Below are 25,215 nucleotides of genomic sequence, written 5' to 3' on the forward strand. Positions count from 1 at the left end.
AGGTCAGTTCAATCACCATTGAGAGGAAAGCATGACCGAGAATCACGAGTCCCCGGCCGGGAACCAGCCTCCTCAGTACGGGAGCAACCCCAGCGGCGGACAGCCCCAGTACCCGGGCGGACAGCCCCAGTACCAAGGCGGCGACGCAGGAAACGGTCATGGTCCTCTCCAGAACCAGGGCGGAGATCTGGCCGCACCCAAGGCCGTGAACACCGCCGCCCGGCTGATCTACATTTCAGCGGCCATCAGCCTGATCAGTTTGATCATCTCCCCGTTCGTCCTCATGGGCACCGACGAGTACAAGTCCCTGCAGGACCAGGGGCAGGGCGGCTACGCCTGGGGCATCCTCGCCGTTGGGGCCGTCTTCTCGCTGATCCTCATCGTCCTCCAGGTGCTCTCCGCCAGGGCGGCAACCCGAGGCAAGAATTGGGGCAGGATCGTCCTGCTCATTCTCGCAATCCTGAGCCTGCTCGGCCTGGGCGGTGCCTTCCAGGACGCCCCGGGAATCATTGGGGCCATCGGAACCATTCTCCTGATCATCGGCACGATCATGTTGTGGGTCGGGGAGAGCGGACGCTGGTTCAAGGAACTCAAGCAGCGCCGGAACCCCATGAATCGTTGATCCTCGGAGTGCTTTGACAGCCTCGGCAAACGAGGACCACACTGGATACAAGGCACTGGGCCGCAGGTTGCCCCGGGCTCCATTATTTAGCCGCTACGAGCGGCCTTCCGCCGAGAGGCGCACCCGGTCCAGTGCCCCATACTTCGAAAAGAACCCCCGCTTCGGCGGGGGTTCTTTTCTGTCCGGGTTCCGCCGTTGGTCGACTCTCCTCCAGGGGGGGGTCCCTCGGGGGCCAGGTCGCACACGTCGTGCGGCATGTGTCTGTCCTGCGGCCCCGGATCACGGCGCGAATGAGCTCCTCCTGCGTGGGCGTGCCCGCCCTCTCACGCGCGCCCACCCTTGTGCCTGGCCGCGCTTCTGCCCGGCCGGGCCCGCGGCGCGACGACCCCCGGCGTGCCCCCCCCCCTGCGATGACGGCCCCATTCCGGCGTGACGGCACAATCTTGTGTGAAAGCACCCGATGCCCCTCCTGCTGCGTGGCGGTTACCCAATGGAGAGGCGGTTTCCTTCGTTAGGTGGTGTCTAAACCGCCACCTAACGGAGGAAACCGCCACCGAATCGGGAAACCGCCACCCAACAGAGGATCGAATGCCACGGATTCCGGCCTCTTTTCGCCGGTAACCGGCACCGAATCGGGCAATCACCTCCTAATGAGGCAGGCCTGCTCCCTGAAAACCGTCCGTTTGTGCAGGCAACCACCTCTCTCTTGGGGAACCGACTCCCAACGTGGCCTCAACGCGACAACCCCGGACAGTTCCTGCCGGAAACCGCCGCCGAATCGGGGAACCGCCGCCCAAGAGGGAACCCGCGAGAGTCTTCCGGGGTGCGAACGTCCGCAAGCTCCCAAACGCCGGGCTATCGTCCCAAGCCCCGGGCTAGTGACCCGAGCCCCAGCCCAACACCCCGGGCCCCACCCCAGCGCCCCGCGCGACCCACGCCATCGACCCGCACGCCCCGTGCGCCCGGAGCACCCGCCCGGCCCCGTTCGTCATGAAAGCCCCAAGTCGAGCTTGTTAACCAAGTGCGGTTATCTTGGGAATGATCACCACACCACCATCTTGGAAGGCAGAGCGTGGCACTTCGCTTATTCCCCCAGGAGAACAAGGCCCTCGAGCTGCTCTCGGACATGGCGCAACTGGTTGTCGACTCGACCTCCTCGGCATCCCGCATGATGGGGTCTCCGGTCTCCGACCATGACCAGGGCTTCGAACAGGCCCTGGAAATCGAGGGACGCTCGACGGACGCGTTCTTTGCCCTGATGACCACGGTGCGCAGCGCCTTCGTTCTGCCTCTTCCTCGCGCCGACCTGTACCGGCTCGGTCAACGTCTCAATCAGGCCACGGAATCCCTCACCTCGGCTTCGCACATCATCAAGATCCACAGCCTGGACCGCTTTTCGAATCGGGCCTCCGATCTCCTGGACCTCCTCCAGCGCCAGGCCTCCCTGACCGCCGAAGCGATGCGTCACCTGTCCGACCTCGAAGGCCTGGACGAGTACTGGGTCGAGGTGCTGCGCATGTCGAAGCAGTCGATTCGGACCACGAATCTGTACCAGGCGGACATGATGGACCGCCTCAAACCGGCCGCCTACATCAAGGAAGCCCAGTTCACGGCCCAGTTGCAGGCGGCGTCACTCAGTGTGCGGGAGGTGGCCACCGACGTCGGCCGCATCCTCGTCCAGGAGTCCTGAGGCGTGGAGTACTTCCTTTTCGTCCTGTGCGGTCTCTTCCTTCTGGGGTACACCGCCATCGGGTGCTTCCACGATGCTTCGAATGCCGTGGCGGTCCCGGTATCGGCCCGCGCCCTGACGCCCAAAGTGGCGCTCATCGTCTGCGCTGCCTTTAACGTGGTGGGGCTGGTCGTGGGATCGGTGACCCTGTCGCTCACCTCTGACCAGTGGCTCACGATTCCTCACGACGACGTCGGGCTCGCGGTGCTGACCGCGGCTCTGCTGACCGTGATCTTGTGGGAAATCTTCACCTGGTGGCGGCGTTCGCCGTCCTCCTCGACCAATGCCCTGATCGGTGGCATCTTCGGGGGACTCTGGGCAACGAACCAGGTCGGTCTCGGAAACCACCTGCATCTCGGTCTGACCATGGTCGGCGACGTCATCCTGCCCCTGGTCCTGGCCCCGCTCGTGGCCTTCGGCGTGGCCTGGGCCGTGGTGATTCCTCTGGTGCGCTTCCTCCAGCACACGAGTCCCCAACAAATCCATCGTCGGTCACGGTATGTGCTGTCGCTGAGCACATCCCTCATCTCGCTGGGCCACGGCATCTACTTCGGGCACCGCAGCCTGGTGATCGGAACCCTGATGTGGTTGTCGATCGGCCGAGACATCAGCACACCCCAGACGACCCTGCTGTGTGCACTCCTGGCCCTCATGATGGCCGCCGGAACCCTGCTCGGCAGCTGGCGCATCGGACACACGTTCACGGATCGCCTGGTCGCCCTGGATCCTTTCCGCGGGGCAGTGGCCCAGGCCGTGACGAGCGTGCTCATCTTCGGCACGGGGGCCGTGGCCCGGGATCCGTTCTCGTCCTCGCACCTGGCGGCCTCGGCCGTGCTCGGGGCCGGATCCAATCAGCGATTTCACGCGGTGCGGGCCAATACGGCGTTTCGCTTGGTGGTGACCTGGATCGTGACCATACCGGTGACCGTCGTGGTTTCCGCGGTCTTCTTCCTCGCCCTGTCGCCGCTCCTGTAGCCGCCCTGGCTCGGGCCGCGGGCGCATAATGGCCCAGGGTCAGCCAAAGCGGCCGGACACGTAATCCTCCGTGGCCTTGTCCTGGGGTTTGTTGAAGATTTCCTGGGTCGGCGCGTATTCGATCAGCCGGCCGGGCTCACCGGTGCCCGCGATGTTGAAGAACGCCGTCTTGTCGGAAACCCGCGCGGCCTGTTGCATGTTGTGCGTGACGATGACGACCGTGTACTCGGCCTTGAGCTCGTTGATGAGGTCCTCGACCGCGAGGGTCGAGATGGGATCGAGGGCAGAGCACGGTTCGTCCATGAGGATCACGTCGGGGCGGACCGCGATGCTCCGAGCAATGCAGAGTCGCTGCTGCTGTCCTCCCGACAGCCCGGAGCCCGGCTTGTCCAGCCGGTCCTTGACCTCGTTCCACAGGTTGGCGCTCCTGAGAGAGGATTCCACGAGCACGTCCGCGTCCGATCGCGCGATTCTGCGGGAGTTCAGTTTGACACCGGCCAACACGTTGTCCCGGATGGACATCGTCGGGAAAGGGTTGGGCCGCTGGAAAACCATGCCCACCTGCGACCGCACCCGAACCGGGTCGACGCCCTTGGCATAAAGGTTCTCGCCGTCAAGATTGACCTTGCCTTCGACGTACGCCCCGGGGATGACTTCGTGCATCCGGTTCAGGGTGCGCAGGAACGTCGATTTGCCGCACCCGGACGGTCCAATGAACGCCGTCACCGCTCGGGGCTCGATCTGCATGGTGATGTCGTCGACGGCCAGGAAGTCCCCGTAGTAGACCTTGAGGTGTTCGACGTCGATACGCTTTGACATGATTTTCCTTTGCTGCGGTTCGCGGGATTCAGCGACCGGTTTTGGGGGCGAAGATTTTGGCGATCAGGCGGGCGACGAGGTTGAGGATCATCACCAGGACGATCAGGATCAGGGCGGAGGCCCAGGCGCGATCCTCGGAGACCTGCGGATTGGTCGGCGACGTCGGGTTCATGATCTGGTAGTAGATGAACGTCGGCAACGTGGTCATCCATCCGCTGAACGCGTTGAAGTTGATGCTCGCCACGAAGCCGGCCGTGACCAGGATCGGTGCGGTCTCCCCGATCACACGGGCGATGGCCAGGGTCACGCCCGAGGAGATGCCGGACATCGCCGTCGGGATCACTACTTTGGTGATCGTGCGCCATTTCCGGACGCCCAGTGCGTAGGATGCCTCCCGCAATTCGTTCGGAACGATCTTGAGCATTTCTTCCGTGTTGCGCACGACCGTGGGAATCATGAGCACGGACAGCGCGATCGACGCGATGAACCCGAATCTCGCCGAAGGGTCGCCCAGGACCTGGACGAAGAGTGCGACCGCGAACAGGCCCGCCACGATTGACGGTATTCCCGTCATGACGTCGACCAGGAACGTGATGATCCGTCCCATCCACCGGAAGGCGCGATTGCTGTCGCTGTATTCGGTCAGGAAGACGGCCGTGAGCAGTCCGATCGGGACCGACATGAGGGTCGCCCAGAACGTGATCGTCACTGTCCCCACGATCGCGTGATAGGCGCCGCCGTAGGCCGGTCCGCCTTGGGCGGCCTCGTTGTCGGTGACGCCGCTGACGCCGTTCATCGACGTCCCCAACAGATTCCCCGAGAGGCCAGGAACGCCACGGCCGAGAACCACCCAGATCACCGAGACCAGAGGTATCAGGGCCAGCAAGAAAGCACCGTATATCAGGTAGCGGGCAAAGGCGTCCTTCCCCTTGCGCGAGCCTTCGAGCATTCCGACGGCGAGGGGCCCGGCGATCACGAAAAGGAGACCGGCGAAGACGGCCCACAGGCCGATGCTGAACCCGATCAGAGCGGACAGCGCCGCGCCCAGAATCAGCGCGCACAGGCCAATGACCAGGGGCAACCATCGGGGCGCCTGCCGTCCGATGAGTTTCGAGGAGGTCGTTGCGGTACTCATGAGTTGGCTCCCGAGAATTCCTTGTACCGGCTGATCACCAGGCGCGCGAGCAGGTTGACCACCAGGGTGATCACGAACAGAACCAGACCCGCCGCAATCAGCTCATTGAGTCGCAGGCCGTAGGCTTCCGGGAAGTTGAGGGCGATCTCGGAGGCGACCGTCTGGTTTCCGGACTGGATGAGCGAGGGGTTGAATGGGCCGCCGGAGAGGACAAGCGTCACGGCCATGGTCTCCCCCATCGCGCGCCCGAGGGCGAGCATGACCGAGGAAATGATGCCGGCCCTCGCGAAGGGAAAAACTGTCATGCGGACCATTTCCCAGCGGGTCGCGCCCAGACCGAGCGCGGCCTCCTGTTGCAGAACCGGCGTCTGAGCGAAGATTTCGCGGCACATTGCGGTGATGATCGGCAGGATCATGATCGCCAGAACGATCCCGGCGGTGAGAATGGTCTTGCCGGTCGCCGTCGGCGGCCCTTCGAAGATCGGCAGGAAACCGAGGATTCCGGACAACCAGTCGTAGAAGGGAACGATCTTCGGCGCCAGCACGGAAGCACCCCACGCTCCGAAAATCACCGAGGGGATCGCCGCCAAGAGGTCGATCACGTACCCCACGCCCTTGGCGAAGCGGGGCGGGGCATAGTGCGAGATGTACAGGGCGACGCCGATGCCTACCGGCGTCGCCAGAAGGAGCGCGAGCACGGAAGCGATCAGAGTTCCGACCACGAGCGGCCAGATGTAGGACAGGAACCCTTGTCCACCCGTTACCTCACTCGAGGCCGCACCGAAGATCGGAGATGCCTGCCAGGTCAGGAAGAAGGCGACGGCTGCCAGGACCACCAGAATGATCGCACCGGCGACCAACGTGACGCCGGCGAACACTCTGTCCTGCGCCGGGCCACCCTTGGCGTCCCCGATCGCGACGTGGCCCTCACGTCGATGGTCGCTACTCTCGTCCCCTCGCCCGGGTTGGTCCCCGGTCGGTGTGCTGAACTCGGGAACCGTCGAAGAAGAGTGAGACATGAAACCTCGAGTACTCTCTGCTGGTCGGTTGCGGTCGGTGCGCCGAATTCCCACCAGGACATGCTATGCCCCGATGGGAATACGGCCGAATGGGATCCTGTGGGTCCGCTACTTGGTCGTGATCGAGTCGATGGCCTTCTTGGCGTCCTCACGCATACTCTCCGGGAGGACTGCCGACTTCGCTGCGCTGGCGGCCGACTTCTGTCCGTCCTCGCTGACCACGTAGTTCTCGAAGGCCTTGACCAGATCCGCGGTCTCCTGGTCCTTGTAGGCGGAGCAAATCACGTGGTAGGAGACCAGGACGATCGGGTAGGAACCATCGTTCGGGGTTCGGTTCAGCTCGAGGGACATGTCGTGCTCGCCGCGCCCCTGAACCTTGTCGGACTGCTCCACAGCCTTGGCCGCGGAATCGGCGGACACCTCGACGTAGTCGTCGCCGTCCTTGACCTTGGCGGTGGAGAGGTCGCCGACGGCGGACTCATCCGCGTACGTGATGGCCCCGTCCGTACTCTGGGTCGTGGAGACGACTCCCGATGTCCCCTTGTTGGCCTCGCCCTTGAAGTCGCTCGGCCAATCGCCCGAAGGCTCCTTGTCCCATGCTCCGCCGGAGGCCTTCGAGAGGTATTCGGTGAAGTTCTCGGTCGTGCCGGAGTTGTCCGAGCGGTGGACGACGTTGATCGGGGTGTCCGGCAGCTTGGCTTCCTCGTTCTGCTTCTTGATCTCCGGGTCGTTCCATGTGGAGATCTCGCCCTTGAAGATCTTGGCGATGGTGGCCGGATCGAGGTTCAGCGAGTCGACGCCCTTCACATTGAAGGCAACGGCGATCGGGGACACGTACACGGGGATGTCCATCGCGCCGTCGGGGCCGCACTGGTCCTTGGCCTGGCTGTATTCGTCGTCGTCCAGATGCGCGTCGGAGCCCGCGAAGTTGGCACCGCCCGAGAGGAAGGCCTTGCGTCCCGCGCCCGATCCGTCCGGCGAATACTGGACGTTGGCGCCGGAATTGTCGCTCTGGAAATCCGTCTGCCATTGGGTCATGGCGGCCTGCTGGGCGGATGACCCCACGCCGGAGAGGGTCCCTTTGACGTCCGTCCCCGCCGAGGAGGACCCGGTGCCGGCGTCGCCCGTGGCGTTGTCCGAGCCGCACGCCGTGAGCGCGATGGTTCCTACTGCTGCAATAGCGGCGAAACGCCCGATGCGAGAGATCTTCACGAAAGGTACCCCTTCAAGAGTCGTCGACCGTCCTCCGCTGCTGGTCGCAGCGGATCGGAACGGCTCAGTGATTGTGATGTGACCGGTGCCTGGCCTGCCCGGAGCCGAGCCGGCCACGTGGCCGGAGGCTCCCGGCGCCCGTACTCGGCACGCTACGGAGGACAGGTATCCCCCGGACCCGGATCCGGTGAACTGCGGATGAACTCTGGAACGAAAGCGCAAGGCCGACAAACTATGATTGCCCCATGAGACGAATCTCGGTCAGGGAGAGGGTACGGTCCTCGCGCCGTCAGCTCGTCTCGCGCGCGCGTTTGGGAATGTCGCGAGTTCGCAGCGGCCTGTTCCAGTCACTGCAGATCACGGTGGCCGCCGTCGGCGCCTATTTCATCGCTGAGGTCCTGTTCAGCCACCACCAACCACTTTTTGCCGCAACGGCGGCGATCGTTTCCCTCGGGTACGTGCGCGGCGGAAACCACATGCGCCGCATCTTGGAGGTAGCCATAGGCTGCACCCTGGGCATCGCCGTGGGCGACTTCTTGATGTATTTCCTCGGCAGGGGTCCGCTCCAGGCGTCGCTGGTCCTGTTGTTCTCCCTGCTGCTCGCGCGGTTCCTGGACAATGGGACCATCTTCTCGACCCAGATGGGGTTGCAGGCCGTCCTGGTGGTACTGCTTCCCCCGGCCGTCGACGGCCCATTTGCGCGGAGCCTCGACGCCATCGTCGGAGGCCTGTGCGCCCTGCTGGTCATGGCCCTGGTGCCCCAGGACCCGAGGCGTCAGCCCAAGGACGAGATGAAGAATTTGGTCCGAGAATTCTCACGAGTCCTGAGGGAAGCGAGCGAAGCCATCGGCGACTACGACGCCGCCATGGCCTGGCAGGCACTGATCCGCGCGCGCAAGACCCAGCCCCTCCTGGACCAGGTCGAGAACTCGCTCAAGACGAGCAAGGGGATGGCGCGGGTCGCGCTCACACGACGGCAGGCGCTGAGGGACATTCACGATTACGAGCGCACCCTGCACGGAATCGATTACGCGATACGCAATGCGCGCGTTCTGATTCGACGGATCGCCAACGTGATCAACACGGTCCAGTTGCGCGACGAAGCAATTGCTTCCCTCCGAGACGTACTGCTCGAGCTGTCGGAAGCGGTCGACATTCTCGGGCTCTCGCTGAAGTCCGATACCGAAGACGCACGAGACGTCATGCGCCGCCGGGCTCGCGTGGAGTTGAGCTCGACGGCGGCCAAACTCGATCCCCAGACCCTGGGGGTGCGGACGTATCAGGGCGAAGCGCTCGTGATGATCATCCGTCCTCTGACGGTGGACCTGCTGGTCATGACGGGGATGGACGAGAAGTCCGCGGGCAACGTGCTGGCCACGATCCGTCAAGAACTGACCGAGGCGATCGAGGTGATCGACCCGGAGGACGACGACCACGACTCCTAAGTTGTCAGTCGACCCCCGTACGATTTCGGTATGAGCCCCGCACGGAAGACATCCAGAAACACCAATACCTACCGTTGCCGCGAATGCGGTTGGACCACGGCCAAATGGGTCGGCCGCTGCGGCGAGTGCCAGCAATGGGGAACCATCGAAGAGGCCGGAGGACCCACGGTCGCACGGACCAGCGCGGCACGTACGGTCGAGACCCCGGCCCGTCCGATCGCGGACGTGGACGCGTCTCTCGCCCAATTCTCCAGCACGGGAATCCAGGAATTCGACCGGGTCCTCGGCGGCGGACTGGTTCCCGGGGCCGTGATCCTCATGGCGGGAGAACCAGGTGTCGGCAAGTCGACCCTGCTCCTGGACGTGGCATCGACGTTCGCGCGCGGAACGTCGGTCAGCAAGGGAGCCGATGCCTCCGAGTCCGGTGCGGCGTCGTCCGGTTCGGCGTCGTCAGGGGCGGATCCCAGCGAGGGAGGCCACCGGGCCCACGATGTCCTGTATGTGACCGGCGAGGAGTCGGCGGCACAGGTCAAACTCCGGGCGGATCGTATCGGAGCGGTGGCGGACACGCTGTTCCTGGCGTCGGAGACCGACTTGGGTGCGGCTTTGGCGCACATGGACAAGGTCTCCCCCAGCCTATTGGTCGTCGATTCGGTTCAGACCCTGGCGAGCGCCGAGGTGGAGGGCGCCGCCGGTGGCGTGACCCAGGTCCGTGAGGTCGCCGCCTCGATCATCGCCGAAGCCAAGAAACGGAACATGACCACGTTGCTGGTGGGGCACGTGACCAAGGAGGGAACCATCGCCGGTCCCCGCCTCCTCGAGCACCTCGTGGATGTCGTGTGCCAGTTCGAGGGAGACAAGAACTCACGCATCCGCATGCTCCGTGCTGTCAAGAACCGCTTCGGACCCACGGACGAGGTCGGCTGCTTCGACCTGCTCGAGGACGGCATCGAAGGCGTCTCCGATCCCTCAGGGCTTTTCGTCTCCAGGACGGCTCATCCGGTCGCCGGAACGTGTCTCACGATCACCATGGAAGGCCGGCGCCCGCTGCTGGCGGAGGTCCAAGCACTTCTGGACGAATCCGCTACTGCCCAGCCCCGGCGGGCCACGGCCGGCCTGGATTCCGCGCGCACCGCCATGCTCCTCGCCGTGCTCCAACGGCGTGCGGGGTTCAACGTGGGCAAACTGGATTGCTATCTCTCGACGGTCGGTGGGGTGCGGCTCAATGAACCCGCGGCCGACCTGGCCACGGTCATGGCGCTCGCTTCCGCGGCCGAGGACAAGCCTCTTCCCCGCCGGCTCGTAGTATTCGGTGAGGTCGGGCTCGCTGGAGAGGTCCGGGCGGTCCCCGGAATTCGTCAACGCATCAACGAAGTCGCGCGGCTCGGCTTCACCCACGTCATGGTCCCAGCATCGCCGGCGGGTGTCGGAGAGGTACCGGAGGGCGTGCACGTCAAGGAAGTGGCTTCCGTCGTGGACGCCGTCGACACGCTCTTCCCCTCACGCTCCTGACCGCGCTGAGCCGCAGACGCACGACCACACGATAGGCTGGAATCGTGGCTTCTCCCCGTAATGATCAGCTCAAGAAGACGTTGGCCCTGTTGGCCCCCGGTACACAGCTCCGGGACGGCCTCGATCGCATCCTCCAGGGCCGCACGGGCGCTCTGATCGTGCTGGGCAAGGACCTCACGGTCGAAGAGATCATCAGCGGCGGGTTCAGCATCGACACCGAATTCACGGGAACCCGTTTGCGCGAGCTCGCCAAGATGGACGGAGCCATCGTCTGTGATCGAGAGGTCCGCACGATCCACCACGCGGGCGTCCAGCTCATGCCCGACCCCGCCATCACCACGGAGGAATCCGGCACGCGGCACCGCACAGCCGAACGCGTCGCCAAACAAACGGGGTTCCCCGTGATCTCGGTGTCGAAATCGATGGGAGTCATTACCATCTATGCGGACGGTGAGCGGTACCCGCTGGAGGGCTCCCAGGAAATCATGGGCCGAGCCAACCAGGCCATCCAGACCCTCGAACGGTACACCGTCCGCCTCAACGAGGAGCTCAACAACCTCTCCGCCCTGGAAATCGAATCCGATGTGACCGTCCGCAATGTCGCCCTGGCCCTTCAGCGCCTGGAGCTGGTCAGGCGGATCTCCGAAGAGATCGGGGACAACGTCGTCGAGCTCGGGGCCGAGGGACGAATGATCGCCATGCAACTCGAGGAACTGGTACTGAACCAGCCGACCGCGGAACTCGTGTTCAAGGACTACCTGCCTTCGGGTCACGAGGCCCAAGTCACCGAACGGGCCCAGGCGAGCCTCTGCAGCCTCTCCCCCGTGGAACTGGCCGACCCCATAGCGATTGCCCGGGCCGTCGGCCTACCGGGTGGAGGGGACCTGGACTATACCTTGCAGCCTCGTGGCTACCGTCTGCTCAGCGGTGTCAAGTCCATTCCCCACACGGTCTCCGAACGCCTGGTCAACCGTTTCGAAGGCCTGCAACCACTCATGGCCGCCAACGTAGACGACCTGCGTAGCGTTGAGGGCATCGGAGAGTATCGGGCAAGAAGCATCCGGGAGTCCCTGGCGCGCATGGCGGAGACGAGCCTGCTCGACCGCTTCATGTAGCCCGCGCGCCGGGGTTGCCCGACGCTCTCAGGGCGGCCGTCTCGTGGGCGAGGCGCCCCCGACGGCCTGCTCCTCTATTCGAGAACGATCTGTTGCTTCTCGCTCGGGACGCCGTTCACGGACACCGTCAACCAGTAGTAGCCGGACTGAGCCGGTTGGGCGGCGTCGCCACAACCAAGGGCATTGATGGACCGGTCCCAGGACTGTGACACGGTCTGAGCCGAACCTGCTTCGAGAGTGGACTGCTTGGCCGCCCCATCGCCACCGCACTTGGACGTGCTGTATACCTCGGCCGAACCTGACGTGATCTCATAGGTCACCTTGTTGGCGCCGAGATCGACGTTGCACGGGTTGTCCCCGGAATTCTTGACCGTCGTACTCATGACGGGGTTCTCGCCCTGACCGTACGCACCCTTGTCCAGATTGGCGCTGACCTGGATATCGGACCCACAAGCCTGAGGCTGGGCCGGTTTGGACTCGGTCGGTGTCGTGGTCGCGGCGGCTTCAGCCTTCGACTCGTCGGGATCAGGCTTATCGCTCTGGTCTCCCTCCGCCTGGTCCGATGGCTTGTCGGAGGCCGACGCACCATCCGAGGAGGACGCCGACGCGGAAGGTCCCGCCGACCCGCTCGGACCTGACGAACCCGAGGCCGACTGGGAGGGCCGGGCACTGAAGCTGGCGAAGTTGTCGGTCGAGGACTGTGAGGCTTCCCCGCCCGAACCGCCACCGATGCTCGCGGCGATCTTGTTCACCGCGAAGACGACTCCCCACACGACCAGCACGATCACCAGGAGAGCAAGGATCAGCGCGATGATCCGACGTCGGCGGTAGACCGCGGGCGATTCGCGACGGTACCCGCCCTGATTGCCGCCGTTCTCCGGTGTGGGGTCTTCGTACTCTGTCATGCGTCCTAGGCTACTAAAAGGAAAGGCCAACCCAGGGACGGACCCGGCACACTACAGTGGTCACGTCATGAATTTTTCGAATCCTCCGGCCACAGCGTCGGATCAGGCCGGCGTCGCCACGGACCACGCCCCCTGGCCCGACCCGGACACCGTCCATACGCTGCATCGGCACATTATCGACTGGTTCGCGCGGAATGCCCGGGACCTGCCGTGGCGGGCACCGGACCGCACCCCCTGGCAGGTCATGGTCAGCGAGTTCATGCTCCAGCAGACCCCGGTGGTCCGTGTTCTTCCGCAATGGAAGCGATGGATGCAGATGTGGCCCGAGCCGGCGGACCTGGCGTCCGCATCCACGGGAGACGCCGTGCGTGAGTGGGGCCGACTCGGTTACCCTCGGAGGGCCCTTCGCCTGCACGCTGCAGCGGTGGCCATCGTCGAGCGCCACGGCGGCGACGTTCCCTCGGACTACGACGAGCTCCTGGCTCTGCCGGGAGTCGGCTCCTACACTGCGGCGGCCATTTCGGTGTTTGCCTTCGGCGGTCGACAAACCGTGATCGATACCAACATCCGACGGGTTGAGGCCCGCGCAGTCACCGGGAAGGCGTTACCCTCCAAAGGACTGACCGCGGCGGAGACGAGACTCGCCGAATCATTGATGCCCGACGACGATGCGACCGCCGTCCGGTGGAACATCGCCGTCATGGAGCTGGGAGCCTTGGTCTGCACCGCGAAATCGCCCCGTTGCGATGTGTGCCCCGTGCTGGACCAGTGCGCGTGGGTGGCCGCGGGCCGCCCCGAGCCGGAATACGTTCCCCGAGGGCAAGCGTGGAAAGGCACGGACCGCCAGACTCGGGGAGCCATGATGGCCGTGCTCAGGGAAGCCACGGAGCCGGTGCCGCCGGATGCCCTCCTGTCCCCCGAGAGGACCGCTTGGAAGGGGGCACCTCATGCCATGGAACAGCTGAGGACCATCGGTGCCCCGGGAGACCAGTTGGAACGGTGCCTCGAGGGACTGGTCCGCGACGGGTTGGCATCACGAAACCCTGAGGGCCGTGTGACTCTTCCCGGCTGACCGGATTCGGCGTCAGAGTTGTCGAAGCATACGGGTGTTACCGAGAGTATTCGGCTTCACCCTCGCCAGGTCCAGGAATTCAGCCACGCCCTCGTCGTGGGACCGCAGGAGTTCGGCAAAAACCTCATGGTCGATCGTCTCTTGATTGCTCATGATCTCGAAGCCCATACGCCGGAAGAATTCGACCTCGAACGTCAGGCAGAACACGCGGTCGACGCCGATGCCTTGTGCCCGTTCGAGCAGCGCCTCCACCAGCATGCGCCCAACGCCTTGACCGCGCGCCCGTTCGTCCGCGGCGAGGGTACGGATCTCGCCGAGGTCCTCCCACAGGATGTGCAGGGCACCGCAACCGATCAGCTGGGCCGCGCCGTGGGCATCGAGGTCTTCGACCACCATGAATTCCTGGATCGACTCGAAATACTCGACGGCGTCCTTGGAGATCAGCGCGCCCGACGTGACGTACGGTGCGACGAGCCGTCTGATCTCGTGGACGTCCGAAGTTTTGGCAGGTCGCATCCGCAGGTTGGTCATGCGCCCAGAGTTTACGCCCGTGACCTGCGTCGGCACCATTCGATCTCACGGGCCGGCCCCGACCTCACGCGCCGGCCTTGCAATGCACGAAGCGGGGCCGCCCCGAAGGGCGACCCCGCTACATGTGATGCCACGTGCTCAGAGCACCAGGCCAGTTCCTGGGCTCATCCGAGCCCCGCACGGAGCCAGATGTGGCGGCTCCGGCCCGGACGGGCTCCTACGCGGTCGCGGACCCGGCCGCTCCGCCGCCGTCGCCACCTTCGTAACGCGGAGGTGTGGACGGACGCGAGACCTGCTGGGTGTCCGGGTTCGACTCTGTGGACTCGGCCTGACCGTAATCGAATCCGTCATCCGTCAGCTCGGACATCTTCTGCGAGGAGAAGATGAACTTCGCGTCCTTGCCTTCGCCCTCGGCGTCCACGGTGATCTTCTCTCCGCCCTGGATCTCTCCGAAGAGGATCTTCTCGGAGATCTGGTCCTCGATCTCGCGCTGCATCGTGCGGCGCAACGGGCGGGCACCCATCGAGGGATCGTATCCGCGCTCCCCAAGGATCTTCTTGGCGGCGTCCGTGAGCTCGATGGACATGTCCTGGTCCCGCAGACGCTCCGCGAGGCGGGCCACGAACAGGTCGACGATCTGGACGATTTCTTCCTCGGACAGCTGCGGGAAGACGATGATGTCATCCACACGGTTCAGGAATTCCGGACGGAAGTGCTCCTTGAGCTCCTCCTGGACCTTGGCCTGCATCCGCTCGTAGTTCGTTGTGGGATCCTCGTGGGACTGGAAGCCCACGGGAACCCGACGGGAGATGTCCTTCGTTCCCAGGTTCGTGGTCATGATGATCACGGTGTTCTTGAAGTCCACCACGCGTCCCTGCGAGTCGGTCAGGCGACCGTCCTCGAGGATCTGCAACAACGAGTTGAACAGATCCGCGTGGGCCTTCTCGACCTCGTCGAACAGGACCACGGAGAAGGGCTTGCGGCGGACCTTCTCGGTCAGCTGGCCGCCCTCTTCGTAGCCGACGTATCCGGGGGGCGCACCGAACAGCCGCGAGACCGTGTGCTTCTCCTGGTACTCGGACATGTCCAGCGTGATCAGCGATTCGTCGTCGCCGAACAGGAACTGGGCGAGGGCCTTGGCCAGCTCGGTCTTGCCGACGCCCGTGGGCCCGGCGAAGATGAACGAGCCACCGGGACGGTGCGGGTCCTTCAACCCGGCACGCGTGCGCCGGATCGAACGGGACAGCGCCTTGATGGCGTTGTCCTGACCGATGACGCGGCGGTGCAGCTCATCCTCCATATTGAGGAGTCGACCCGATTCCTCGTCGGTGAGCTTGTACACCGGAACACCCGTGGACGCGGAGAGAACCTCGGAGATGACGTCCGGAGTGACCTCGCCCATGGCGGAGTCGCTCTCCTTCCACTTCTTCTCCTGCTCGTCCTTCTCCGCGATGAGCTTCTGCTCCTTGTCGCGCAGGGAGGCCGCCTTCTCGAAGTCCTGCCCGTCGATCGCGGATTCCTTCTGGGACTTCACCTCGGCGATGCGCTCCTCGATGGCCTTGATCTCCGGCGGAGCGGTCAGACGCTTGATGCGCAGACGGGCACCTGCCTCGTCGATCATGTCGATCGCCTTGTCCGGGAGGAACCGGTCCGAGATGTAGCGGGCCGAAAGGGTCACGGCCGCCTCGAGGGCCTCGTCGGAAATCGTGACTCGGTGGTGTGCTTCGTACTTGTCCCGCAGGCCCTTGAGGATCTCGACGGCGTGCGCCTGCGACGGTTCGTCAACCTGGATCGGCTGGAAACGACGCTCGAGGGCGGCGTCCTTCTCGATGTGCTTGCGGTACTCATCCAGCGTGGTCGCACCGATGGTCTGCAGCTCACCGCGAGCCAGCATGGGCTTGAGGATCGACGCGGCGTCTATGGCGCCTTCGGCCGCTCCCGCGCCCACCAGCGTGTGGATCTCATCGATGAACAGAATGATGTCCCCGCGAGTGCGAATCTCCTTGAGCACCTTCTTGAGGCGTTCCTCGAAGTCGCCGCGGTAGCGTGAACCGGCCACCAGGGAGCCGAGATCCAGCGTGTACAGGTGCTTGTCCTTGAGCGTCTCCGGGACGTCTCCACGAACGATCGCCTGGGCCAGGCCCTCGACGACGGCCGTCTTGCCGACACCGGGCTCACCGATGAGCACGGGGTTGTTCTTGGTGCGCCGGGAGAGGACCTGCATGACGCGTTCCATCTCCTTGTAGCGCCCGATCACCGGGTCGAGGTCGCTCTCCCGAGCGGCGGCGGTAAGGTTCGTGCCGAACTGGTCCAGCACCGCGGAACCCGCCGGGGCCCCCTCCTTGCCGCCCGCACCCACGCCGGCAGCTTCCTTCGAGTCACCCGATCCGCCCTGGTAGCCGGAGATCATGTCGATGACCGTCTGGCGCACACGCGAGGGCTCGGCGCCCAGCTTGGACAGAACCTGCGAGGCAACGCCTTCGCCGGCCCTGATGAGGCCGAGCAGAATGTGCTCGGTTCCGATGTAGTTGTGTCCGAGCTGGAGCGCTTCGCGCAGGGACAGCTCGAGGACTTTCTTGGCCCGCGGCGTGAACGGGATGTGCCCGCTGGGCGCCTGCTGGCCCGGTCCGATAATGTCCTGGACCTGCTCACGAACGGCGGAGAGGGTCACGCCCATGGACTCCAGGGCCTTGGCCGCGATCCCTTCGCCCTCATGGATCAGACCCAGCAACAGGTGTTCTGTGCCGATGTAATTGTGGTTGAGCATGCGGGCTTCTTCCTGAGCCAGCACCACAACACGCCGTGCGCGGTCCGTAAACCGTTCAAACATAGTTGGTCTCCTTGTACGTCTTTGATTCGATGCTACGCACGGAAAAGGCCTGATTATCTGCTGTTCGCCACCGGCGAGACGCAATAAAGCTCAGGGCAGAAAATACGTGAGTATTTCCGCCCTGAGCTTGATCATGCACGAGGTCGAGAACCAGCAGATGCTTCGCGCCGATTCCTTCGACAGCTCTCGAAAACCGGCTCTTACTAGGAGTCTTTCTTACGAGCGGCGTAGTAGGCATCTTGGATCTCCTGGTGGATCCGGCCGCGGTCGGAGACGTTGTAACCGTTCTCCTTGGCCCACTTGCGAATCAGGGCCGTCTCAGGATTGCGGACCTGCCCCGAGCCCTTGCCCGATGCGCCTCGCCCACTGTTGCGCCCCTGGACCCGGCGTGCTTTGGCCGCGTACGGACGAATCGCGTCGCGAAGCTTCGCGGCGTTCGCCGACGAGAGGTCGATTTCGTACTGGCCGCCGTCGAGCCCGAAACGCACGGTTTCGTCAGCGGCGCCGCCCTCGAGATCGTCCTCGAGAATGATCTTAACTTTCTGAGCCATGAGTGTCTCCTCAGTCCTTATTGGCGCGGTCGGACGCAAAATTTGATGTCAGAGGACCTTAATCGTGTTAGCGAAGCGCGGGAACGGCATCCGGCTCACGCAACACTAAAGCTGTGGACTTTTGTCCTTTGTAAGGCCAGAGTATCAATCACCAACAGAAAAGGACAGTCAAATAGTCCTCCGGAAGCATAATTCTTCCTGTGAAAAACTTATGAATCCGAGTCTTCTCTGGGAAGGAAAATGTCTCCCGATCCTTCCCGGGATTTGATCTCCTCATACCATTGGCGCGCGTCTTCGTCCGAGGCTGCATGGGCCTTGCGCTCCGAGCTGTCGGCCCGGAACGCCCAGCGCATCACGAAATAGAAGATGATGCCGATAGCGACGGACGGCAACAATACAGCCACATATTCCACGCCGAACCTTCTCCCCCGGGCCCACGGGCCCGCTTGATCATCCCGATTTACTCGGGCTTCATCAGCGGAAACAAAATCGTTTCCCTAATCCCCAGTCCTGTGAACAACATGATCAGCCGATCAATTCCCAGGCCCAATCCGCCCATGGGGGGAGCGGCATGTTCCAGGGCGCGAAGAAAGTCCTCGTCAAGTTCCATGGCTTCATCGTCTCCGCCCGCGGCCAGACGGGACTGCTCCGTGAGACGCTCTCGCTGGATCACAGGATCGATCAATTCGGAGAAAGCCGTACCGCGCTCCGTACCGCCAATGATGAGGTCCCAGGCCTCAATGACGTCCGGCTTCGAGCGGTGGGGCCGCGCAAGCGGCTGCGCCGACGGCGGGTAGTCGCATACGAACGTCGGGTTGATGAGGGTCGGTTCCACGATTTCGCCGAAGAGCTCGACGACCAGCTTCTCGGCGTCCCACGAGGGATCCACCGAGACGTCATGCTGCTCCGCGATGCCGCGAAGCTCCTCGATCGTGGTCTCGGGGGTGATCTCCCGCCCGACAGCCTCCGAGAGGCCCGGATAGACGCCGAGCCACGTCCATTCCGCGTTGAGGTCGACCGTTCCCCGGTCCGTCTCGATCTGATGGACTCCCAGGGCATCGGCGCAGGCCATGATGATGTTCTTGATGAGCTCGGCCATCGTGAACTGGTCCCCATAGGCTTGGTACGCCTCAAGGGTCGTGAACTCGGGGCTGTGCGTGGAATCCACGCCCTCGTTGCGGAAAATACGCCCGATTTCGAAGACACGGTCGATGCCACCGACCACGGCCCGCTTCAGGTAGAGCTCGGTCGCGATGCGCAACGTCATGTCCTGGTCGAAGGCGTTCAAATGGGTCTGGAACGGCCGCGCGGTCGCGCCACCGTGCACGAGCTGCAGGATCGGGGACTCGATTTCGATGTAGCCCTGATCGACAAGGACCTGACGCACGGTCTGCATGATCTTCGCGCGGTTGAGAACCGTCTCCTGCGCTTCCTTGCGGACCATGAGGTCCAGGTAGCGCTGCCGGACCCGGGTTTCCTCGTTCAGGTCCTTGTGCAGCGTCGGGAGCGGGCGCAACGCCTTGGACGCCATCGACCAGTCCTCGACCATGACGGACAGCTCGCCGCGACGTGAGCTGACGACTTCTCCGTGCACGAACACGTGGTCGCCGAGGTCCACGAGCGCCTTCCAGTCGTCCAGGTTCTCCTGTCCGGCCTTCGCCAACGAAATCATCGCTTGGAGCCGTGTTCCGTCACCGGCTTGGAGGCTTGCGAAGCACAGTTTGCCTGTGTTCCGCACGAACACCACGCGCCCGACGACGCCGACGACGTCGCCCGTCTCGTCCCCGGCCTCCAGGTCGCCGTACTGCTCACGGACGCTCTGGATGCTTCGGGTCGCGGGGACGCCCACGGGATAGGCTTCACGTCCTCGAGAGATCAGTTGCGCGCGCTTGTCCATCCGGATGCGCATCTGCTCGTTGATCTCGGTCTGCTGACTGGTCTGGTCCTGCGGGGAGGATGACGAAGCTGAAGTACTCACGATCCTAAGCCTATCTGTGGGTGTATTGGACGCGGAATCCGGGGGTGTGAGAACCCTCAGATGACATCCATGTTGTCGATGAGCCGGGTTCCGCCCACCCGGATCGCGGCGAGCGCCGTCGCCCGCTCCGAATTCTCGACGGGCGACTCGAAGGTCTTGGGGTCGACGATCTCGAGGTATTCGAGGTCCACTCCGTCCCGGTCGGATATCCGTTCCCTCGCGGCGTCGACGTCGATTCCGGCGTATCCCCGGGAGAGGCCTTCCTCACGCAAGAGGGCGAGGGTGCGGGAGAGCACGAGGGCGGCCTTCCTCTCCTCAGGATCCAGATAGGAATTGCGGGAAGACATCGCGAGGCCGTCGTCGTCACGGACGATGGCTACGGGGCAGACCACCAGCGGGATCGCGAAGTCGGCCACCATCCGCTGGACCAGGGCAACCTGCTGGGCGTCCTTCTGGCCGAAGTACGCGCGGCCACGGTGGGGGCCCGCCGCGGCAACGACGACGTTGAACAGCTTGTTGACCACAGTCAGCACGCCATCGAAGTGTCCCGGCCGTGCGGCCCCTTCGAACATGGTGCCGAGGCGGCCGGAACTCACGCGCACGAGGGGCTCGCCCCCGGGGTACATGACCTCGAGTTCTGGAATGAACACGATGTCCACCCCGTACTCCCTCAACAGGGCCAGATCCTCATCCGGCCGGCGCGGGTACTCGTCGTAGTCCTCTCCCGGTCCGAACTGGAGCGGGTTGACGAAGATCGAAACTGCGACGACGTCGTTCTGCTCACGCGCTCTTTCGATGAGGGTTGCGTGCCCATCGTGCAGTGCACCCATGGTCGGGACGAAACCGAGTGTCGCCACTCGGGGCGTCGCAGGCTCGGCGTCGGGATCGCTGCGCTGCGCGGAGAGCGTGTCGGCCTCGGCCGCGTGGATCCTCGCTTCGGCGTCGCCCATACGTTGGCTGATGTGGGCGGAAAATTCTTCCAGGGTTCGAGCGATGAACAGCTCACCCGTCATAGTCGTCCTTCCTTGAGCGAATACCGCGGCACGGCCTGTCGGTGCGAATGGCCGGGTGCCACGGGGCGAGGCACCTCCGCGACTGGGCGCGGGATGCCTCGGACCGCAATGCAGTTTACTGTTCGTGGCCGCCGCTTTCACTTTTGTGCGAATTTTCGAGACCGAGAGCACGCAATATGCGTTGGAGCGCCTCGTCCGGGAGGGCTCCACGGCGATTGGCCCGGTAGGCACTCGCCTCTGCCAGGGCGAGGTAGGCGGCGCCGATATCCGGAGCAGATTCCTCCGTCGCGAACCCCTCGAGGTTTTCCCGGTGGGTCCGGACGGTTCCGGCATCTCCACGCACCACGGGCCCGGTCAGCGCACCGTCCCCGGAGGCCAGGGCGTTGTCGATGCTCGCACGAACCAGGGGTCCCAAGACCTCCCCGGGCTTCTCTATGCCCATGCTCTCCAAGATCTGGGAGGCCTGGCCGATGAGCGTGACCGAATGATTCGAGGCATGGGCCAGCGCGGCGTGGTAAAGCGGTCTGTCCCCTTCCGCGACGACCACGGGTTCACCACCCATCTCGACGACGAGGGCTTGCGCGATCGGCAGAAAGGGACCAGATGCCGTGACACCGAAGGAAGCCGTCTGCAAACGCGCCAGATCCAGGGAAAGTCCTGTGAATGTCATGACCGGGTGCACCGCCAGAGCGATCGCGCCGGCTTCTCGGCCCGGTTCCAGCACGTCGGTACCGAACCGGCCAGACGTGTGCATGAGAATCTGGCCGGTCGTGAAGTGCCCGGCCTGGGCCAGACCCGAGACGAGCGGACCGAGTTCGTCATCCGGCACCGCGAAGAGCACGACCTCACTCCGCTCGACGATCTGCGGAATCGGCAGAACGGGCACATCGGGCAAGAGAGCTTCGGCGCGGGTTCGCGAGTCCTCCGACACCGCGTGGACTCCGACCAGCGCGTGGCCCGCCGACCGGAGGGCGGCACCGAGAACGGCGCCGACCTTGCCTGCGCCGATGATTCCGATGCCGAGGCGCCCGGGACGGTTGGCTGGTTCGCTCATGATGTTGGGGAGTCCTCGCTCGGGGTCAGTGATGGGGCGGTGCGGGGTGCCGTGTCGGCGGAAATCCGCCGCGCGAAGGCCGCCCGCGCGGCCTGTTCGCGGATCATCTCACGCACGTCCTCGGTCGCCAAGTGCTCGACCTTCGTGCTGACGTCCCCGCCGACCGAGTCCAACCTCGCGGTGGCCAGTCCGAGACGCCTGAGCAGGGGGCCGTTCTCGAGGGCGACCGATTGGGTTCTCTCATGCGGAACCACGCTGAGCCGCCGCCTGAGCCACCCTCCGCGGAGCAACAGGAGGTCCGGCGTGGTGGCATAACCGTTGCGTCGATAGTTGAACGGGTCGAGCCACCGGGAGCTACGGGGCGCAACCACGAAGCCATTCTCCGGGCCGCTGCCCTCGAGCGCGCTCCGAAGCCGGTACCCGTCGACGCCGCCTTCCTCGGACGTCTCGACGACGTGCGGAAGGATATTCATCAGGTCCTGTCCCGTGCCCACGGGAAGGAGCGTCCTGTGCTGTTCCTCGGACGACGACGCGCCCAGTCCCGCGGAATTGATGCGTACCCGGAACCAACCCGGGATCCTCCACAGCAGCGGCTGGTCGATGCCGACGGCCTGGATACGGCCCAGCGGCAGGGTCCGGGTACGAGTGGAGGTCAGCCCATATCTCATTCTGAATCCGTCGCGGGTCCTGGTCAGCGTGAAGTTCGCCCCGGTGTTGACCGAGCTCCACACACCGCTGACGAGGCTCAGTATCGCCGGGACGAAGACGAAGCCCCCGACCTCCGGCAGGAAGAGACCGAAAGCCAACGACCCGCAGAGCACGATCAGGAACCAGAGCCCGGTTCCACCCAGCAGCGTCGAGACGATCGCTCGGCCAGGGCCGACGGAAGCGAGCGCAGCCTCGTTCATGTCCGACGATTCCGCCTCCGCATGCGGATTCGCCTCGGGATCGGTCTGCGCGCGGTCCGCCGCGTGCGGGTTTGGATCGAAACCTTGTCCGGCGCCCACCGACCGCGCGCCGTGTGCCTCTGCGCTCGGTGATGCCGACGCTGATTCTTCGGCCCGGATTTCATTGCGACGTCCCAGGAGCTGCTCTCGCAACGCCTCGGCGTCCTTTTTCCTGAGGTACTGGAGGTGGAGGGCGGCGTCGCCCGAATCCGCGACGTCGAACCGAAGCTCGGCCAGTCCCACGAGGCGTGCCATGAACGGCTGGAAGATCTCGATGCTCTGTACGCGGTCGAGGCGTGCTTGCTTGTCTGTGCGGAACAGCCACCCCTGGCGCACGCGCACGGAGTCCGCAGACACCGTGAAACGAGTGAACCACCAGTTGAGGAACATTCCTCCCAGCACGACCACGATCACGAGAGTCAGGCCGAGCCAGGCGAGAGTATTCAATGACGTCAGGAATTCGACGACATTCTTGCGCAGAGATTCCGCGTCCGTTTTGCCTTCGAAGATGTCCTCGACGAAATTGCGTCCGATCGCGAACAGTGCAATCACGATCGCGAACCAGAATCTCGCGAAGGGGCTCAGCGGGTGGACGCGCCGCCACCGCTGGGTATCGGGAGTCTGTGAATCCATTGGTTACAGCCCCGCGAGTCGGTCGTCGCCGCGCTCGGTCAGCTCATGCCGGAGTCGGGCGGCTTCTTCGGCCGTGATGCCCTCGATCTTCGCATCGGTCGAGGATGAGGCCGTATGCAGCTCGACCTTGGCCAGACCGAATCTGCGCTCGAGAGGCCCGACGGAAACCTCGACGGTCTGGAGTCGACCGTAAGGAATCGCATTGACTTTGTGCCACATGGCACCGTGACGGATGAGCAGGTCGTCCTCGCGCTCGGAATAGCCGCGGGCTCGGGCGCGCCGGGGCACGAGCGCAACGCTGATGACGACGCCCACCGCATAGGCGGCAGGCACGGCGATGGCCAACCACAACCACGGCCAGTTCCACCATCCGAGGCTCACCATGACCAGGGGAATGCACAGCGCCGCGGTGACCACTGCTCCCCAGATGATTTCGTTGAGCAACAGCAACTTGGGGTAGCGGCTGTCGGGCCGGACCCACTCGGTCCGCCACGGGTCGAGTTCCTGGAGAATCCGTTCAAAACGCGGGGACCCCGGACCCAGGTGTCGACGCTGGGCGCTTCCTGGGGTATCCGAGCCCGGGCGGTCGACCTCCTCCTTCGGCCCCTTGTCCGTCGAATGGTCGTGCGGGGACACCGAGTGTTCCTCAGTCTCTCCGGTTCCTGGCATATCCGCCTTCTCCCTCGGGTATGTCTTGGTCCGATCCTCGCCGAGAGGTGACGTCCTGGTCCGATTCGGATCTGTCCGAATCGTCGGGTGGTCTCTTGCACCATGTCTCAGCGAGGCAGCCCGCGATGCACACCATCGCGCCCACCACAACATTAGCGAGGCTCAACAATAAAGTGTCCGAAGCCGGGCGGAAGCGCAGTAGAGCGAGTTCGTAAGCGACGATTCCAGCGGCCCAGCCGAAGAGCAGCGCGCCGTAGACGGCACAGGTCTGGGCCAGGACGGCTATTCTGGACGCGACGATCGGCTCGATGGGCTTGTGCTTGGGATCCTTGACGTGTGCCCTGACTTTCCACCCGAGGGCGAGGGCCGCAATCGCCAGGAGCAGACTGACCGCCAGCGTCGGCCAGGGGAGGATGAACCCGATCTCTCGGAAGTCCGGCCATATGCCCGTCGCGAGCCCGCCCGAGGCAAGGGCCACGGCGGCAATCAGCGCCAGCCACCTGTATCGCAATGGCTTCATCTGCTCGGCTCCGGATCGTCCGTTGCGTCCAGATATCCGCGAATACCGTCCCGATCCGCCGCTCGTTCTGCCAGCTCCGCAACCGGGACGCCGTCCAGCACCGCGTCGGGGTCCATGCGCGCCCAAGGAGCAAGGACAAAGGCCCTTTCGGCGGCATGAGGATGGGGCAGGCTCAGTTCGGGCTCGTCCATGTACAGGTCACCGAAGGTCACGATGTCCACGTCCAGGGTTCGAGGTCCCCAGCGCACCGTGCGGACTCGGTGGAAGTCTTCCTCGATGCCCTGGCAGAAACGCAGCAGGGCGAAGGGACTCAGGTCGGTGCTGACCCTGACGATCTGGTTGAGGTAGTCGGGCTGCCCCTCGGGGCCTCCGACCGGGGCCGTGACGGCGACCGGTGAGAAGTCCTCGACCGAGATCCTGTCATTCTCCACGAGCGCCTCGATGGCCTTCGAGAGGGTGTCCCGCGACTCCCCCAAATTGGAGCCGAGGGCAATGATGGAATCAACGGTCATGGTTTCTCCCGGTAGATCGTGACCGAAACGTCCGCGAAAGTCACTTGGATGGGGGCCTTCGGTTTGTGAACGGTAACTTCGACGGCGGACACCTCGTAGGAAGCGAACAGGCTGTTCACAATGCGTTCGGCCAGGGTCTCAATGAGATCCACCGGGTCGCCCACGATGACGTCCTTGACTGTTTCGGCCACCGCGCCGTAATTGACGGTGTGCTCGAGATCGTCGGTCCTGGCCGCGGGAGCGCAATCGGTGAACAGCGTGACATCCACGAAGAACGGCTGCCCCACGCGTTTCTCCTGGTCGAAGACCCCGTGATATCCCACCGCCCCGATCCCGGAGATTGCGATGCGGTCCTGCCGCGTCGGGGCGTGCGGTGCCGGGTCGGCGGGTCTGCTCGGGAGGTTCTCCGTCATGTGT

General features: G+C 64.4%; 24 protein-coding genes. 7 read left to right on the plus strand and 17 right to left on the minus strand.

From position 1 onward, the window contains the following. Window positions 1-31: 31 nt before the first annotated feature. The 3 genes from AB0Y14_RS10475 (at window position 32) to AB0Y14_RS10485 (ending at window position 3,326) form a co-directional block, all read left to right on the plus strand. Window positions 32-622: a hypothetical protein gene (locus AB0Y14_RS10475; RefSeq protein ID WP_436589207.1), complete on the plus strand. Its 591-nt coding sequence runs from the start codon at window positions 32-34 to the stop codon at window positions 620-622. A gap of 1,072 nt (window positions 623-1,694) precedes the next feature. After that, window positions 1,695-2,312 (plus strand): phosphate transport regulator, encoded by a 618-nt coding sequence (locus AB0Y14_RS10480; RefSeq protein WP_129315641.1) that lies wholly within the window; start codon window positions 1,695-1,697, stop codon window positions 2,310-2,312. Window positions 2,313-2,315: 3 nt separating this feature from the next. Further along, window positions 2,316-3,326, plus strand: coding sequence for an anion permease (locus AB0Y14_RS10485; protein WP_436589208.1), 1,011 nt, complete (start codon window positions 2,316-2,318; stop codon window positions 3,324-3,326). Between the two features lie 39 nt (window positions 3,327-3,365). Here the strand turns inward: AB0Y14_RS10485 and pstB are convergent, their stop codons facing one another. The 4 genes from pstB to pstS form a co-directional block, all read right to left on the minus strand. Next, on the minus strand, window positions 3,366-4,145 hold the full coding sequence (gene pstB / locus AB0Y14_RS10490; protein WP_436589209.1) for a phosphate ABC transporter ATP-binding protein PstB: 780 nt from the start codon (window positions 4,143-4,145) through the stop codon (window positions 3,366-3,368). A 28-nt stretch (window positions 4,146-4,173) separates the two neighbouring features. Beyond that, window positions 4,174-5,280 carry a phosphate ABC transporter permease PstA gene (pstA, locus tag AB0Y14_RS10495; RefSeq protein ID WP_436589210.1) on the minus strand — a complete coding sequence of 369 codons (1,107 nt, stop codon included), beginning with the start codon at window positions 5,278-5,280 and terminating at the stop codon, window positions 4,174-4,176. Then, window positions 5,277-6,299, minus strand: coding sequence for a phosphate ABC transporter permease subunit PstC (gene pstC / locus AB0Y14_RS10500; RefSeq protein ID WP_436589211.1), 1,023 nt, complete (start codon window positions 6,297-6,299; stop codon window positions 5,277-5,279). Before pstC ends, pstA begins: the two co-directional genes overlap by 4 nt. 108 nt (window positions 6,300-6,407) lie before the next feature. Continuing rightward, window positions 6,408-7,511 (minus strand): phosphate ABC transporter substrate-binding protein PstS, encoded by a 1,104-nt coding sequence (gene pstS / locus AB0Y14_RS10505; protein ID WP_436589212.1) that lies wholly within the window; start codon window positions 7,509-7,511, stop codon window positions 6,408-6,410. Between the two features lie 245 nt (window positions 7,512-7,756). On the opposite strand from pstS, the gene AB0Y14_RS10510 reads away from it, so the two are divergent. Genes AB0Y14_RS10510 through disA form a run of 3 tightly spaced genes read left to right on the plus strand, consistent with a single transcriptional unit; the run spans window position 7,757 to window position 11,583 of the window. Next, the gene (locus AB0Y14_RS10510) at window positions 7,757-8,956 is read left to right on the plus strand and encodes an FUSC family protein (RefSeq protein ID WP_436589213.1); all 1,200 of its coding nucleotides are present in this window, start codon (window positions 7,757-7,759) and stop codon (window positions 8,954-8,956) included. 30 nt (window positions 8,957-8,986) lie between these two features. Beyond that, a complete protein-coding gene (locus AB0Y14_RS10515) occupies window positions 8,987-10,468 on the plus strand; it encodes a DNA repair protein RadA (RefSeq protein WP_436589214.1) in 1,482 nt (493 codons plus the stop codon). Between the two features lie 44 nt (window positions 10,469-10,512). Then, window positions 10,513-11,583 carry a DNA integrity scanning diadenylate cyclase DisA gene (disA, locus tag AB0Y14_RS10520; RefSeq protein WP_436589215.1) on the plus strand — a complete coding sequence of 357 codons (1,071 nt, stop codon included), beginning with the start codon at window positions 10,513-10,515 and terminating at the stop codon, window positions 11,581-11,583. Window positions 11,584-11,657: 74 nt separating this feature from the next. Here disA and AB0Y14_RS10525 read toward each other — a convergent pair whose 3' ends face one another. Further along, complete coding sequence (locus tag AB0Y14_RS10525; protein ID WP_436589216.1) at window positions 11,658-12,488, minus strand: hypothetical protein; 831 nt, start codon at window positions 12,486-12,488, stop codon at window positions 11,658-11,660. Between the two features lie 67 nt (window positions 12,489-12,555). Here AB0Y14_RS10525 and AB0Y14_RS10530 point away from each other — a divergent pair, with 67 nt between their 5' ends. After that, window positions 12,556-13,560, plus strand: a complete 1,005-nt coding sequence (locus tag AB0Y14_RS10530; RefSeq protein ID WP_436589217.1) for an A/G-specific adenine glycosylase — start codon at window positions 12,556-12,558, stop codon at window positions 13,558-13,560. A gap of 12 nt (window positions 13,561-13,572) precedes the next feature. On the opposite strand, the gene AB0Y14_RS10535 is transcribed toward AB0Y14_RS10530, so the two are convergent. From AB0Y14_RS10535 to folB, 12 genes are all read right to left on the minus strand, one after another. Beyond that, the gene (locus AB0Y14_RS10535) at window positions 13,573-14,091 is read right to left on the minus strand and encodes an amino-acid N-acetyltransferase (protein ID WP_436589218.1); all 519 of its coding nucleotides are present in this window, start codon (window positions 14,089-14,091) and stop codon (window positions 13,573-13,575) included. Window positions 14,092-14,308: 217 nt separating this feature from the next. Then, a complete protein-coding gene (locus tag AB0Y14_RS10540) occupies window positions 14,309-16,921 on the minus strand; it encodes an ATP-dependent Clp protease ATP-binding subunit (RefSeq protein ID WP_436589219.1) in 2,613 nt (870 codons plus the stop codon). Between the two features lie 203 nt (window positions 16,922-17,124). Next, window positions 17,125-17,472 carry a histone-like nucleoid-structuring protein Lsr2 gene (locus AB0Y14_RS10545; RefSeq protein WP_436589220.1) on the minus strand — a complete coding sequence of 116 codons (348 nt, stop codon included), beginning with the start codon at window positions 17,470-17,472 and terminating at the stop codon, window positions 17,125-17,127. A gap of 209 nt (window positions 17,473-17,681) precedes the next feature. Next, window positions 17,682-17,876 (minus strand): hypothetical protein, encoded by a 195-nt coding sequence (locus AB0Y14_RS10550; protein ID WP_436589221.1) that lies wholly within the window; start codon window positions 17,874-17,876, stop codon window positions 17,682-17,684. Window positions 17,877-17,932: 56 nt separating this feature from the next. Next, entirely contained in the window at window positions 17,933-19,381 is a 1,449-nt protein-coding gene (gene lysS / locus AB0Y14_RS10555) for a lysine--tRNA ligase (protein ID WP_436589340.1), read from the minus strand. A gap of 125 nt (window positions 19,382-19,506) precedes the next feature. After that, a complete protein-coding gene (gene panC, locus AB0Y14_RS10560) occupies window positions 19,507-20,463 on the minus strand; it encodes a pantoate--beta-alanine ligase (protein WP_436589222.1) in 957 nt (318 codons plus the stop codon). A 115-nt stretch (window positions 20,464-20,578) separates the two neighbouring features. Beyond that, window positions 20,579-21,517, minus strand: a complete 939-nt coding sequence (locus AB0Y14_RS10565) for a Rossmann-like and DUF2520 domain-containing protein (RefSeq protein ID WP_436589223.1) — start codon at window positions 21,515-21,517, stop codon at window positions 20,579-20,581. Beyond that, window positions 21,514-23,097, minus strand: a complete 1,584-nt coding sequence (locus AB0Y14_RS10570; RefSeq protein WP_436589224.1) for a PH domain-containing protein — start codon at window positions 23,095-23,097, stop codon at window positions 21,514-21,516. The genes AB0Y14_RS10565 and AB0Y14_RS10570 overlap by 4 nt, the downstream gene beginning before the upstream one ends. A gap of 3 nt (window positions 23,098-23,100) precedes the next feature. Then, the gene (locus AB0Y14_RS10575; protein WP_436589225.1) at window positions 23,101-23,766 is read right to left on the minus strand and encodes a PH domain-containing protein; all 666 of its coding nucleotides are present in this window, start codon (window positions 23,764-23,766) and stop codon (window positions 23,101-23,103) included. After that, on the minus strand, window positions 23,744-24,286 hold the full coding sequence (locus AB0Y14_RS10580; protein WP_436589226.1) for a DUF3180 domain-containing protein: 543 nt from the start codon (window positions 24,284-24,286) through the stop codon (window positions 23,744-23,746). The genes AB0Y14_RS10575 and AB0Y14_RS10580 overlap by 23 nt, the downstream gene beginning before the upstream one ends. Then, window positions 24,283-24,798 carry a 2-amino-4-hydroxy-6-hydroxymethyldihydropteridine diphosphokinase gene (gene folK / locus AB0Y14_RS10585; protein WP_436589227.1) on the minus strand — a complete coding sequence of 172 codons (516 nt, stop codon included), beginning with the start codon at window positions 24,796-24,798 and terminating at the stop codon, window positions 24,283-24,285. Before folK ends, AB0Y14_RS10580 begins: the two co-directional genes overlap by 4 nt. Further along, the gene (gene folB / locus AB0Y14_RS10590; protein ID WP_436589228.1) at window positions 24,795-25,211 is read right to left on the minus strand and encodes a dihydroneopterin aldolase; all 417 of its coding nucleotides are present in this window, start codon (window positions 25,209-25,211) and stop codon (window positions 24,795-24,797) included. The genes folK and folB overlap by 4 nt, the downstream gene beginning before the upstream one ends. Between the last annotated feature and the right edge of the window lie 4 nt (window positions 25,212-25,215).

This window comes from Rothia sp. HC945 (genome assembly GCF_051370785.1).
GTDB lineage: Bacteria > Actinomycetota > Actinomycetes > Actinomycetales > Micrococcaceae > Rothia.

What these genes read in the sequence shown, in the direction of transcription:
- AB0Y14_RS10580 (WP_436589226.1), bottom strand. Translation starts at nt 24,286, where the DNA reads ATGAAGCCATTGCGATACAGGTGGCTGGCGCTGATTGCCGCCGTGGCC.
- AB0Y14_RS10510 (WP_436589213.1), top strand. Translation starts at nt 7,757, where the DNA reads ATGAGACGAATCTCGGTCAGGGAGAGGGTACGGTCCTCGCGCCGTCAG.
- folB (WP_436589228.1), bottom strand. Translation starts at nt 25,211, where the DNA reads ATGACGGAGAACCTCCCGAGCAGACCCGCCGACCCGGCACCGCACGCC.
- AB0Y14_RS10525 (WP_436589216.1), bottom strand. Translation starts at nt 12,488, where the DNA reads ATGACAGAGTACGAAGACCCCACACCGGAGAACGGCGGCAATCAGGGC.
- AB0Y14_RS10575 (WP_436589225.1), bottom strand. Translation starts at nt 23,766, where the DNA reads ATGCCAGGAACCGGAGAGACTGAGGAACACTCGGTGTCCCCGCACGAC.
- folK (WP_436589227.1), bottom strand. Translation starts at nt 24,798, where the DNA reads ATGACCGTTGATTCCATCATTGCCCTCGGCTCCAATTTGGGGGAGTCG.
- AB0Y14_RS10570 (WP_436589224.1), bottom strand. Translation starts at nt 23,097, where the DNA reads ATGGATTCACAGACTCCCGATACCCAGCGGTGGCGGCGCGTCCACCCG.
- panC (WP_436589222.1), bottom strand. Translation starts at nt 20,463, where the DNA reads ATGACGGGTGAGCTGTTCATCGCTCGAACCCTGGAAGAATTTTCCGCC.
- lysS (WP_436589340.1), bottom strand. Translation starts at nt 19,381, where the DNA reads ATGCGCATCCGGATGGACAAGCGCGCGCAACTGATCTCTCGAGGACGT.
- pstB (WP_436589209.1), bottom strand. Translation starts at nt 4,145, where the DNA reads ATGTCAAAGCGTATCGACGTCGAACACCTCAAGGTCTACTACGGGGAC.
- AB0Y14_RS10515 (WP_436589214.1), top strand. Translation starts at nt 8,987, where the DNA reads ATGAGCCCCGCACGGAAGACATCCAGAAACACCAATACCTACCGTTGC.
- AB0Y14_RS10535 (WP_436589218.1), bottom strand. Translation starts at nt 14,091, where the DNA reads ATGACCAACCTGCGGATGCGACCTGCCAAAACTTCGGACGTCCACGAG.
- AB0Y14_RS10475 (WP_436589207.1), top strand. Translation starts at nt 32, where the DNA reads ATGACCGAGAATCACGAGTCCCCGGCCGGGAACCAGCCTCCTCAGTAC.
- AB0Y14_RS10545 (WP_436589220.1), bottom strand. Translation starts at nt 17,472, where the DNA reads ATGGCTCAGAAAGTTAAGATCATTCTCGAGGACGATCTCGAGGGCGGC.
- AB0Y14_RS10540 (WP_436589219.1), bottom strand. Translation starts at nt 16,921, where the DNA reads ATGTTTGAACGGTTTACGGACCGCGCACGGCGTGTTGTGGTGCTGGCT.
- pstC (WP_436589211.1), bottom strand. Translation starts at nt 6,299, where the DNA reads ATGTCTCACTCTTCTTCGACGGTTCCCGAGTTCAGCACACCGACCGGG.
- AB0Y14_RS10530 (WP_436589217.1), top strand. Translation starts at nt 12,556, where the DNA reads ATGAATTTTTCGAATCCTCCGGCCACAGCGTCGGATCAGGCCGGCGTC.
- pstA (WP_436589210.1), bottom strand. Translation starts at nt 5,280, where the DNA reads ATGAGTACCGCAACGACCTCCTCGAAACTCATCGGACGGCAGGCGCCC.
- AB0Y14_RS10565 (WP_436589223.1), bottom strand. Translation starts at nt 21,517, where the DNA reads ATGAGCGAACCAGCCAACCGTCCCGGGCGCCTCGGCATCGGAATCATC.